Source organism: Streptomyces sp. NPDC051907, assembly GCF_040681075.1.
Lineage (GTDB): Bacteria > Actinomycetota > Actinomycetes > Streptomycetales > Streptomycetaceae > Streptomyces.
In genome coordinates, this window is sequence record NZ_JBFAYB010000156.1 from 1 (window position 1) to 11,661 (window position 11,661).

Here is an 11,661-nt window from a genome sequence, read left to right on the forward strand (position 1 = left end):
GGCGGGCGCCGGACCGCGCCCGCCCGCGCGGTACGGGACACGGGCTTGCGCGGCGCCCTCGCCACGCCCGCCGGGCGCCGCCTGTTCGCGGAGGCGGTCGCCGGACCGCGCCCGGCCCGCGTCTGAACCGTCCGCGCTGCCTGGTCTCGGCCATGGCTGCCGGGGTCAGTCCAGGAGCACGCCCGGGTTGAGGATTCCATGGGGGTCGAGGGCGCCTTTGGCGGCACGAAGGGCCAGAGCGAAGGGCTCGGGGCGCTGGCGGTCGTAGCCCGGACGGTGGTCGCGGCCGACGGCGTGGTGGTGGGTGACGGTCGCGCGGTGGCGGTGCAGGACGTCGCTCGCGACGGCCTTGAGATCGTCCCAGAGACTCACCTCGTCTCCCGGGCGGCCTGCCGCGAGAACCGTGAAGTAGGGGGCGGCGCCGTCGGGATAGACGTGGGTGAGACGGCAGTTGACGGTGGCGGGGTGACCGGTGGCCTTGTGTGCGGCGGCGCCGACCTCGGTGCGGACGGCGTCGACGAGGGCGGGCAGCCGTTCCCAGGTGGTGGCTGTCTCGAAGGTCTCGGCCACGGCGCCCATCCGGGCGAGGCCGTCGCGCAGATAGGGCATACGCAGGAAGGCCGAGCGCCACGCGCCGACGGCCGCGCCGGCCGCGTTGCCGGCGCCGGAGGGTTCGGCGGCACGGCCGCCGTGGGCACGGGCCAGGTCGACGGCTTGGGCGAGGCGGGCCTTGACGGGGGCGGTAGCCGACTCGAAGCCGAGGACGAGGATCGCGGAGCCGTCCTGGGCGGCGCCGGAGAGTGCGGCCTCTCCCCCATCGAGCAGACGGCAGTTGGCGGGCGCGAGGTCGGACTGGGCGATGGCGCGCACCGCCGGGAGGGCGGCGTGGAAGTCGGTGAAGGAGAGAGAGGCGGAGGCTTTGTGGTGGGGGCGTTCCTGTAGGCGCATCCACGCCTCGGTGATGACGCCCAGGGCGCCTTCGGACCCGAGGAAGAACCGGTCGGGCGATGGTCCGGCGCCGGATGCGGGCAGTCGCCAGGAGTCGCTGACCCCGGCGGGGGCGACCACGCGCAGGGACTGGGCGAAGTCGTCGATGTGGGTGTGGACGGTGGCGTAGTGGCCGCCTGCGCGGGTGGCGAGCCAGCCGCCGAGGGTGGAGAACTCGAAGCTCTGCGGGAAGTGGCGCAGGGTGAGGCCGTGGGGCCGGAGCTGGTCTTCGAGGGCGGGGCCGAGGACGCCGGCCTGAATGCGGGCGCTGCGGCTGTCGGCGTCGATCTCCAGGACCCTGTCCATGGCGGTCAGGTCGAGTGACAGGACGGCGCGGTGGGCATCGCCGCGGTACTCCACGCCTCCGGTGACGGAGGAGCCGCCGCCGTAGGGGATCACGGCGACGCGGTGATCGCAGGCCCACTCCAGGAGTTCGGTCACGTCCTGGTCGCCGACGGGGTAGGCGACGAGGTCGGGGATCCGGCCCGGCGTGCCCCGCAGGGCGCGGATCACATCGCGGTACGCCTTGCCCATGGCGTGGGCGGCGCGTACGTCGGGGTCGGCGGTGACCAAGTGCGCGAGGGTGTGCGGGGGTTCGACGGCAGGGCGGCCGATGTCCAGGTCGGCGACGCGCGGGATGGGCAGCGGGCGCGCGAGAGCGCCGGGGAGCAGGGCGCCCATCGCGGCGCATTCGGCGTCGTCGGGGTGTGCGTCGGCCCATCCCCATCCCCACCAGGAGCGGACGCGGGAGGTACGGGGGGCGGTCGTGGCATCGGCCATGGGCTGCTACTCCAGCGGTAGGGCGAATTAACCAAGCGGTAAATTACCGTATGGTAAGATCCAGTCCATGACAACCCCTCGCTCCCGGGCCGGCACCAAGGGCGTCCCGCGGGCCCGCCGCGAAGAGCAGATCCTGGCCGCCGCCACCGAGGAGTTCGGCCGCGGCGGCTATGAGGCCACCTCCCTGGCGGCGATCGCCGCTCGCGTCGGCGTCACGAAGACGCTGCTGCACCAGTACTTCGGCGGCAAGCAGGACCTCTACCTCGCCTGCCTCGCCCCGATCGGCGACCGGCTGCTGGACGCGATACGCACGGCGATGGAGCCGGGAGGCGCGGAGGCGTCGCGGGGCGTCGAGGTATCGCGGGGCGCCGACGCGTCGGAGGGCCTCGATGCATCGCGGGGCGTCGACGCGCCGCACTCGCCCCTGCTGGTGCTGCAGAGCGTCTTCGCCGCCCTGGAGGGACGGCGCGAAGCGTGGTTCGTGCTCTACGACGGCTCGCTGCCGCCCGACAGCGAGGCCGCCCGCCGCGCCGCCCACTACCGCGCCGCCATCGACCAGCTCGCCGCCACCGGCACCGCCGACCTCCTGCGAACGACCGGGTCCACCGACCCCCTCGACGCGGACGCGCTCAAGTACGCCTGGCGGGGCCTGGTCACGGCCCTGGTCCGCTGGTGGATCAACCACCCAGACCAGTCCCCCGACGCCATGACCCAACGCTGCGCCCGCCTCTTCGCCGCCGCCACGAGCGCGCTCGCGCCGGGCAGCGACACATAGCGTCGCGGCACGAAGGCTCCTCGCTAGGGTTCGGTCGTATGACCGACCGCGTTCTGGAGCTCTTGCGCACCCGCCCCGATCTGGCCGAACTGGCCGCGTTCCCGTTCGACTTCGATGTGAGCCGGGCGTACCCCGTCGAAGGGGTGCACCTGGCGTCCGGCGCGTCCCTGGAGCCCATCGCCGGCGACGACACCGGCGGCACGTACTTCCTGTGCGGGGGGACAGCCGTACTCCACGCAGACTCCGACGGGTACGCCTCGCTGCTCGCGGACAGTGTCGGCGAGGCGCTCGAAATCCTCGTCCGGCTGCCCGCGTGGTGCGAGGACGTCTCCTCCGAGCTGGACGAGGAGGGCCTGCTCGCCGCCGTACGGCAGGGGGACGACGCGGCGCGGGAGGAGTTCGCGCCCGAGCTGGACGCGCAGCGGGCCGCGTTGATCAGCGGTCTGGGTCTGCCGGAGAGGCCGCTGGTCGAGCTCCACGCCCTGTCGGAGTCGGCCACCCGGCGCACCGAGCCGGACTACGTCCTGCTCAACTCCGACGAGCTCTGCGCCTACGAACTGGAGGAGCCCTTCCGCCAATCCCTGCCGGACATCGTCCTCGGTCCGGGGCGGGAGACGCTGGAGCTGATACGCGCCGGCGACCTCGGGGCGCGGGAGGAGACTGCCGCCGATCCGGTGCTGCGGGCGGGGGTGCTGCGGGCAGCGCAGTACGACCGCCGTGACGCCGATCTCCCGCTGCTGCGCGTCCTGCTGGAGCACGAATGCGGCGAGCGGACCGAGTGGTTCGAGGAGCGGTGGCTCGCCGCGGTGCTGATCGGGCTGCACGGGCAGGACGGGGACGTTCCGCTCCTGCGGTCGGCCACGGACGGGCAGGTCGCCGACGGCGCCGAGGCCGTCGAGTGGGCCCGCGCCGAGGACGTCGAGCGGTACGGGCAGGATGTGGCCGCGGAGAGCCAGTTCACCTGGATCGAGCTGGCCCGCCGGCAGGGTCGTATCGAGAACGCCAGGGTCGCGCTGATCCGCATGCTGGACGACACGGGCCCCGACGCGGACCGGCTCCGCCGGCTGAGCCGCGCGCTGGAGCGCATCGGCGACTACGGGCAGGCGGCTCGCGCCCAGTTCAACCTGCTCTCGCTTCAGGACACGGCCTGGGACCGGGCCGCGGAGGCGTATGTCCTCGCCCGTCTACAGCGCTACAAGGGCGACCTCCCGGCAGCGGGGCGGGCATTGGAGCGGGCGCGCGCCGCGGTCGGCGCCGACGGAGCCCCGCCGGAAGACGGAACGGTCTCCGAGTGGAGCCGGCGGGGGCTGGGCCGGATGATCACGGAGCAGCATCTGGAGCTGACGCTCGCCGCGGTCGAGGCGGGTGACGCGGAGCTCGCGCGGGCGACGATGGCGCACAGCCGGCGTCTGCTGAGCACGATCGGCAAGGGGTCGGCGAAGGCCCTCAGCCAGCTGTCCACCCGGGCGAAATGGTCGGTGGCCGGGCTGCGCCCGCCCCGCGCCTGACAGTCACGAATGCCGCGCGGACGGGGCGCGGCCCTGGCCCGGGGTCGCGCGTACTCCCGTGACGACACGGGGCACGGCCGCGGGCTGACGTCACCCGTCCGACGCGTCCGTGCCGTCCCAGCGGAGCAGGTCTCCCGGCTGGCACTCGAGCGCCTCGCAGAGCGCGGCGAGCGTCGCGAAGCGCACGGCCTTGGCGCGGCCGTTCTTGAGCACCGCCAGGTTGGCCGGCGTGATCCCGACGCGTTCTGCGAGCTCCCCCACGGACATCTTCCGCTTCGCCAGCATCACGTCGATGTCGACGGTGATCGGCATCAGATCACCACGTCCAGCTCGGCCTGCAGCTGCGTCGCCTCGACGTCGCGCGCGATGGCCTGGGCGAGCAGCAACCGCAGCACGAGCACGATGAGGGCGACCCCCAGCACCCCCATGCCGGCGCCGCCCAGCAAGAGGATCATGCCCGGGGGAACGGCCTCGCCCGGCGCCAGGAGGACTCCGAGCGCGAACACCAGGCAGGCGGCCGCCACGAATGCGCCGATCACAAGGTGCACATAGCGGAAAGCGGCGCGCGAGAACACCGTTCCACGGCGCACCATCGTCACCAGTCGCCACACGGAGACCAGGACAACCTGGACTGTCACCACACCCAGGACCGTGATCACGAGGAGCGGGGTGCGCAGGTACGCGTGGTCCGCGTTGAGCCCCTCCAAGTCGGCGGCCAGCAGCGGCGCCATCACGGTCTGGACGAATACCGAGCCGACGAGCAGTACGGCGAGCACGGCGCGCAGCGCGAGCACGGGCAGCTTCCCCATCACCCCTCCTTCGATCGAGTCACGATAGAAATCTATCGAAACTCGATAGGTACGGCAACGGCGCGACATCCCGTACGGCGAGGCAGGCACCCGCCCCCACCGAGGGCGGGAGCGGCGGCGGGCGAGCCCGGCTAGTTCAGCCAGGCGCCGGTCATGGACTGGACGGCGGAGCCGTCGAGGTCGCTGAGCTTCGCGTCGACGAACCCGCGGGCCCAGTCCGACGTCTGGACACGGAAGGGCATCTGGTCGGCGTCCAACAGCGCCACCAGGGGTGCGGCGGCTTCCTGCGGGGTCTGGGCGGCGCTGAAGGAGTCGCTTGCGTGGGCGATATAGGCCTGGAGGGTCTGCGCGTAGGGCCCCGAGTCGGCGAGCAGTCCGGCGATGACGTCCCCCTGGCTGGCGACGAACTCGCTGGCGACGGCGCCGGGTTCGACGAGACTCACCTGGACGCCGACGGTCGCGGCGACCGGGGCCAGGGACTCCATGAAGCCCTCCACCGCGAACTTGGCCGCGCAGTAGGCCTCGTTGAAGGGCTGGCCGACGACGCCGCCCACGCTGGTCACGGTGACCAGCCGGCCGCGGGAGGCGCGCAGGTGCGGCATGGCCGCCCGGGTCAGCTCGACGACGCCGAAGTAGTTGACCTCCATCGAGTCGCGTACGGCCTTCATGCCGTTCTGCTCGATGGTGCCCGCGAAGCCGGCCCCGGCGTCGTTGACGACCGCGTCCAGCCGCCCGTGCTCGGCGACGACCTCGGCCACGCAGTCGGCCACCGAGTCCGCGTCGGTCACGTCCAGCCGCTTGACCTGGACGAGGTCGGCGACGCCTGCCTTGCGGGCCGCTTCCAGGAGGGGCTCTGCGCGGCCGGTGTTCCGCATGGTCGCGACGGTGTGCCAGCCGGCCTCTGCGGCGGCGACGGCAGCGGCGAGGCCGATGCCCGTCGAGGTGCCGGTGATCAGGACGGTCTTCGTGCTGTTGCTGCCGGGCATGAGGGTCTCCCGCGAATGCGTTCGGTCTCTGCGTGCCCGAATCACTGTACTAACAGCTTGAGAATCGGCACATAGAAGGACGAAACCGTCCAGTCGGCATGCCTGTGCCAGGGGGTCTGCGAGGGGGTGCGGCCCTCCGATCCCAGGGCGTACACCCCGTCGACCCCCGACGATCCGCCTACCGGCGCGACGCCCCCTCCACGATGCGCAGGCAGTTCCGCCGCAACTCCTCGTCCTCGTCCACGTGACAGCGCAGCTGGCCCGACGGGTCGTCGTTGCCGTGTCGCCGCGCGCGGGCGAGCTGGGCCTGAGCCAGAGGCACCGCGTCCGTCGCGGCCGGGCCGAGTTCGGCCAGGCATGCGGCGATGCGAGGCAGCTGATACGGAGTCCGGGTCCACTCTTCGACGAGGACCGGTGCGACCTCCCCCGCCTCCCCTGTCACATGCCAGAGAGCGACGGCCGCCTCCCAGCGGTGGTCCGTCTCCGCCATCCGCTCCCGCAGCAGCGGCGCCAGCGAGGCGGCGGCCCGCCCGAGCCGCCGTGCCGCCTCGAATCCGACCGTGCGGTCGTTCGGCCGCTCCAGGCGCAGCACCGCGTCGACCGTCCCGAGCACGAGCTCCAGGTCGTCCTCCCCGGTGACCGACCACAGAGCCTCGGCCGCCTTCACGCGGCGGTAGGGCGAGGAGTCCGACGTCGCCGACTCCCGTATTCGCGCGGCGTGTTCAGCTGCCCTGGCCCCATACCGCGCCACCGCCGCCTGCGCCGCGAGGCGAGTCGCGATGTCCTCGCTGTCCAGGAAGGACGCGGCGAGGGGCAGCGCGTCCGCCGGCGCGGGCACCGCCAGGGCATCGAGGAGCCGCGCCCTGCGCCGGTGTGCCTCGGGGTGCAGATGGACGAGCCGCTCCAGCAGCACCGGGCCCAGCGGCGCCGTGTGCGGCTCGACCGCGTCCAGGCACGTGCGCAGGTCGCTCGGCAGGGAGCCGGCCCGCAGCGCCCATGCCAGTTCCGGCACGGCCCGCGGATCGCCCTGCAACGCCAGCATCTCGACCGCACGGCCGAAACGGGTCCACCACCACTCCTGGTCGTCCGCCTCGTGGCGGAAGTCGGGCAGCGACTCCGCGACCACGTCGGCGACGCCCCGCGCGAGGGGGTGCACAAACGCCAGCTCACCGAGCGCGGCGCGCGCCGAGCGCTCGTCCTCGTGGAGCACCTGACGGGCCAGCAGACGCACCGGCTCCTCGCTCGGCAGCCTCCAGCCGGACAGCAGCAGGCCCGACTGCCGTATCGCCGCGAGGCTTTGGCCGGGGGACGGACTGCACAGCTGGTCGACCAGCAGGGCCAGACGCTCGTCCGTACGGTCCGCGAGTGCCGTGTGCAGCTGCTGGAGCTGCTCGGTCGCCGCGTCCGCGTCGGCCGCCGCGCGGTGTTCGTCTTGCAGTTGCCGCAGATACGACACGAAGGTGTCCGTGCGGGGGCGGCTCGGCGTCGACGTCGGTGCCCCCTCCTCGCGGACGGCGCGCATCGCCTCGCCGGCCAACGCCGCGGTGTCGGGCGGCATGAGGTCGGGGGCACACCGCGCCAGCCCGGTCAGCGCGGTCAGGAGCAGCTCCGGGTGCGGCTGGGCGTCGTACACCACGCGCAGCAGGCAGTCCGCCGCTTCCCGGGCCGGCTCTCCGCCGTGCCGCACGCCCAGGTCGCCGATCGCGGCCACCAGGGCGCGAACCGCATCGACGCTCGGCTCCGCCGGCAGCCGCAGCCGCATGGCTTCGAGGACGCGTCCGGCGTCCGCGTGGAGTTGGACGAGGGCGCCCGGGACCTTGGCGCGCAGCTGCGGGTCCGGATCGTCGAGCAGGGCGAAGAGATAGGCCGGCCGTCCCCGGATCATCGCGGAGGCGTCTACGTAGTTGGCGACCCAGGCCCGGTGCTCCTCCTCGTCCTCGAAGTCGCTCCAGATCTCGTCCGGGTCGGGCTCCTCCTCGCCCGCGATGCTGCACAGCAGCTCCAGGATCGCGCCGCGGTCCTGGACCGTCGGCAGGAGGAGCAGGTCGAAGAGGAAGGGAATGCAGGCGACCGTGCAGGCGTAGACGTCGCCCTGGTGGTGCACCGCGCCGTACATGCCGTCCAGCGCGGCGTCCCGCTCGGCGGGATCGGGCGAGGCCAGTCCGCGCAGCAGTCGCGGCACGTCCGACGCGTCGCCGTAGGCATGCTCCATGGACGCCCAGTCCACATCGTCGATCCCCGTGAACACACTTCCCCCGTCGCCCTGGTCTGCGTCTGCGTCCGCGTCCGCGTCTGCCAGTGATCCAGGATGCCGCACGCCGCTGACAGTCGATTACCCGGAATCCCGTTCCGGCATGGGCAGTCCAGGGAGCGCGAGGGGCCGGGGCACGTCTCGCCGTCGCCGCTGGTGGGCTGCCACCGGTTCCATGGAGGCCCGTCACGCACATTCCGGACATACCAGGCGGGGCTCGCTCAGGCGCAGGAGGGGCAGAGTCCGCGGTAGGTGACCTCGACCTCGGAGACCGTGAAGCCGAATCGTTCCACCGCCGGGAGGTCGGCCAGCGGATCGCCGGTCGGGTGGACGTCGCGGATGGCGCCGCAGCCGGAGCACACCAGGTGCTGGTGCGGGCGGTGCGCGTTCGGGTCGTAGCGCTTGGCGCGGCCGTCGGTGGAGACCTCGATGACCTCGCCGAGGGAGACCATCTCGCCCAGCGTGTTGTAGACAGTCGCCCGGGAGATCTCGGGCAGCCGCCGCGCCGCGGCGGCGTGCACCTCGTCGGCGGTGAGGTGCACGTGGTCGCCGTCGAGGACCTCCGCAACGACGCGCCGCTGGGACGTCATGCGCCAGCCACGCCCTCGCAGTCGCTCCAGCAGGTCGCTCATGTCGGTTCACCTATTCAGGTTCGGCGGGATTCCCGAGATTTTAACAGTGGACGTCCGGGTTCCGATTGAATGCGGGCTTGATGTTCTTCTTGACTTGGACTCTGTCCATCGTAGGATCGGTTGTGGCAATAGCCAAGGGACAGGAAGACTGCATTGCGGCAGGAGAGACGTGACGGGACCACCGCCGGGGAACCGCGCAGCACCGGCCAGCGGGCGACGCCCGCCCGTGTCGCGCTGCACGAGACCGTCCGGCACGGCGACCGCCTCGGCGTCGAGGCGATCGCCTGCGGGGCCCGCGGTCGTAAGGCCCCCGTCTCCCATCGCCTCGTGTGCGAGACCTTCCACCCGGTCGTGTGCGAGACCTTCCACCCGGCCCCGGCGGCAGGATCCGGGCGCCGCGGCGCACCGCCCCGCCGCCCGGCCTCTTTCGCGGGGTGCGTCGGGGGCGACCGCCGCTCACCAGGTCGGTCGCGCGGCGCCGTCGGCCAGGCGCCCCTGCCCGCAGACGCCCCGCGACCACGGCTTCTCGATCGACGAGGCCGACGTCGTCCGCTGGGGCACGCGCCCCGGCTGTCCCCCCACCCGCAGTTCCTGAGCCACGTGATCCGCCCCGTCCGGAAGGATTCCCATGTCTGAGAACCATGATGCGATCGTCACCGATGCGAAGCCGGAGGGCGCGGGCGGCTGCCCGGTCGCGCACGGGCAGGCCGCGCACCCGACTCAGGGCGGCGGAAACCGCCAGTGGTGGCCGGAGCGGCTCAATCTGAAGATCCTCGCCAAGAACCCCGCCGTGGCCAACCCCCTGGGCGAGGAGTTCGACTACGCCGAGGCGTTCCAGAGCCTCGACCTCGCGGCCGTGAAACGGGACATCGCGGACGTGCTGACGGACTCGCAGGACTGGTGGCCCGCCGACTTCGGCCACTACGGCCCGTTCATGATCCGTATGGCGTGGCACTCCGCGGGCACGTACCGCATCAGCGACGGCCGCGGCGGCGCCGGGGCCGGGCAGCAGCGCTTCGCCCCCCTCAACAGCTGGCCGGACAACGGCAACCTCGACAAGGCCCGCCGTCTGCTGTGGCCGGTCAAGAAGAAGTACGGCCAGAGCATCTCCTGGGCCGACCTGATGATCCTCACCGGCAATGTCGCGCTGGAGTCGATGGGCTTCGAGACCTTCGGCTTCGCCGGCGGCCGCGCCGACGTGTGGGAGCCCGACGAGGACGTGTACTGGGGTCCCGAGACCACCTGGCTCGCCGACGAGCGCTACACCGGCGACCGCGAGCTGGAGACCCCCCTCGGCGCGGTCCAGATGGGCCTTATCTACGTCAACCCGGAGGGCCCGAACGGAAACCCGGACCCGATCGCCGCGGCGCGCGACATCCGTGAGACGTTCCGCCGGATGGCGATGAACGACGAGGAGACCGTCGCCCTGATCGCGGGCGGCCACACCTTCGGCAAGACCCACGGCGCTGGCCCGGCGGACCACGTCGGCGCCGACCCCGAGGCCGCCTCGATCGAGGAGCAGGGCCTCGGCTGGAAGAACTCCTTCGGGACCGGCAAGGGCGGCGACACGATCACCAGCGGCCTCGAGGGCATCTGGACGAACACCCCGGTGGCCTGGGACAACAGCTTCTTCGAGATCCTGTTCGGCTATGACTGGGAGCTGTTCAAGAGCCCGGCCGGCGCGCACCAGTGGCGGCCGAAGGAGAGCGCGGGGGCGGGCACCGTCCCCGACGCCCACGACGCGTCCAAGAGCCACGCCCCGACGATGCTGACGACCGACCTGTCGCTCCGCTTCGACCCGGCGTACGAGCAGATCTCGCGGCGCTTCCTCGAGAACCCCGACGCGTTCGCGGACGCCTTCGCCCGCGCGTGGTTCAAGCTGACGCACCGCGACATGGGCCCGGTCGCGCGCTACCTCGGCCCGGAGGTCCCCGCCGAGACGCTGCTGTGGCAGGACCCGCTCCCGGCCGTCGCGCACGAGCTCGTCGACGCCGCCGACGTCGCTGCGCTCAAGAGCCAGATCCTCGGCCAAGACCTGTCGGTGTCCCAGCTGGTGTCCACCGCGTGGGCGTCGGCCTCGTCCTTCCGCGGCAGCGACAAGCGCGGCGGCGCCAACGGCGCCCGCGTCCGCCTCCAGCCGCAGAGCGGCTGGGAGGTCAACGAGCCCGACGAGCTGGCGACGGTGCTGCGCGCTCTTGAGGGCGTCCAGCAGTCCTTCAACGCGAGCGGCGGCAAGCAGATCTCGCTCGCCGACCTGATCGTCCTCGCCGGCGCCGCGGGCGTCGAGAAGGCCGCGAAGGACGCCGGCTTCGACGTCGAGGTCCCCTTCACGCCGGGCCGCGTGGACGCCTCGCAGGAGCAGACGGACGTGGAGTCGTTCGCCGCGCTCGAGCCGACCGCCGACGGCTTCCGCAACTACCTCGGCAAGGGGAACCGCCTGCCGGCCGAGTACCTGCTGCTCGACAAGGCGAACCTGCTGACGCTGAGCGCGCCGGAGCTGACGGTCCTCGTCGGCGGCCTGCGCGTGCTGGGCGCGAACTACCAGCAGTCCTCGCTCGGCGTCTTCACCACGACGCCGGGGGCGTTGACCAACGACTTCTTCGCCAACCTGCTCGACCTGGGCACCACGTGGACGGCGACGTCCAAGGACGCGAACACGTTCGAGGGCCGCGACGCGGCGGGCGACGTCCAGTGGACGGGCAGCCGCGCGGACCTCGTCTTCGGGTCGAACTCGGAGCTGCGCGCGCTCGCGGAGGTCTACGCGAGCGACGACGCGAAGGAGAAGTTCGTGAAGGACTTCGTCGCCGCGTGGAACAAGGTGATGAACCTCGACCGGTTCGACCTCGTCTGACCGTGCCGTCCGGGCCGGCCCGCGCCGGCCGGCCTGGACGTCCACAGCCTGATCCTCTCGACGCCGTCCGCTCCCGGGCGGC

The 11,661-nt window shown here is 72.5% G+C and carries 9 protein-coding genes; 3 read left to right on the forward strand and 6 right to left on the reverse strand.

All coding sequences use genetic code 11. From position 1 onward, the window contains the following. Nucleotides 1–165 precede the first annotated feature (165 nt). Nucleotides 166–1,767: an FAD-binding oxidoreductase gene (locus tag AB0M39_RS39620; protein WP_365373326.1), complete on the reverse strand. Its 1,602-nt coding sequence runs from the start codon at nucleotides 1,765–1,767 to the stop codon at nucleotides 166–168. 67 nt (nucleotides 1,768–1,834) lie between these two features. Between AB0M39_RS39620 and AB0M39_RS39625 the strand changes: the two genes are divergently transcribed. Continuing rightward, entirely contained in the window at nucleotides 1,835–2,542 is a 708-nt protein-coding gene (locus AB0M39_RS39625) for a TetR/AcrR family transcriptional regulator (RefSeq protein WP_365373329.1), read from the forward strand. A gap of 38 nt (nucleotides 2,543–2,580) precedes the next feature. Beyond that, nucleotides 2,581–4,050, forward strand: a complete 1,470-nt coding sequence (locus AB0M39_RS39630) for a hypothetical protein (RefSeq protein WP_365373331.1) — start codon at nucleotides 2,581–2,583, stop codon at nucleotides 4,048–4,050. A gap of 90 nt (nucleotides 4,051–4,140) precedes the next feature. Here AB0M39_RS39630 and AB0M39_RS39635 read toward each other — a convergent pair whose 3' ends face one another. The 5 genes from AB0M39_RS39635 to AB0M39_RS39655 form a co-directional block, all read right to left on the reverse strand. After that, nucleotides 4,141–4,362, reverse strand: a complete 222-nt coding sequence (locus tag AB0M39_RS39635) for a helix-turn-helix transcriptional regulator (protein ID WP_365373334.1) — start codon at nucleotides 4,360–4,362, stop codon at nucleotides 4,141–4,143. Continuing rightward, nucleotides 4,362–4,859, reverse strand: coding sequence for a DUF2975 domain-containing protein (locus tag AB0M39_RS39640; protein WP_365373337.1), 498 nt, complete (start codon nucleotides 4,857–4,859; stop codon nucleotides 4,362–4,364). The genes AB0M39_RS39635 and AB0M39_RS39640 overlap by 1 nt, the downstream gene beginning before the upstream one ends. 131 nt (nucleotides 4,860–4,990) lie before the next feature. Next, nucleotides 4,991–6,019, reverse strand: a complete 1,029-nt coding sequence (locus AB0M39_RS39645) for an SDR family NAD(P)-dependent oxidoreductase (protein ID WP_365373348.1) — start codon at nucleotides 6,017–6,019, stop codon at nucleotides 4,991–4,993. Nucleotides 6,020–6,023: 4 nt separating this feature from the next. Continuing rightward, entirely contained in the window at nucleotides 6,024–8,093 is a 2,070-nt protein-coding gene (locus tag AB0M39_RS39650) for a HEAT repeat domain-containing protein (RefSeq protein WP_365373340.1), read from the reverse strand. A gap of 224 nt (nucleotides 8,094–8,317) precedes the next feature. Then, nucleotides 8,318–8,728, reverse strand: coding sequence for a Fur family transcriptional regulator (locus AB0M39_RS39655; protein ID WP_365373343.1), 411 nt, complete (start codon nucleotides 8,726–8,728; stop codon nucleotides 8,318–8,320). Nucleotides 8,729–9,356: 628 nt separating this feature from the next. Between AB0M39_RS39655 and katG the strand changes: the two genes are divergently transcribed. Then, entirely contained in the window at nucleotides 9,357–11,579 is a 2,223-nt protein-coding gene (katG, locus tag AB0M39_RS39660; RefSeq protein WP_365373345.1) for a catalase/peroxidase HPI, read from the forward strand. The last annotated feature ends 82 nt before the right edge of the window (nucleotides 11,580–11,661 follow it).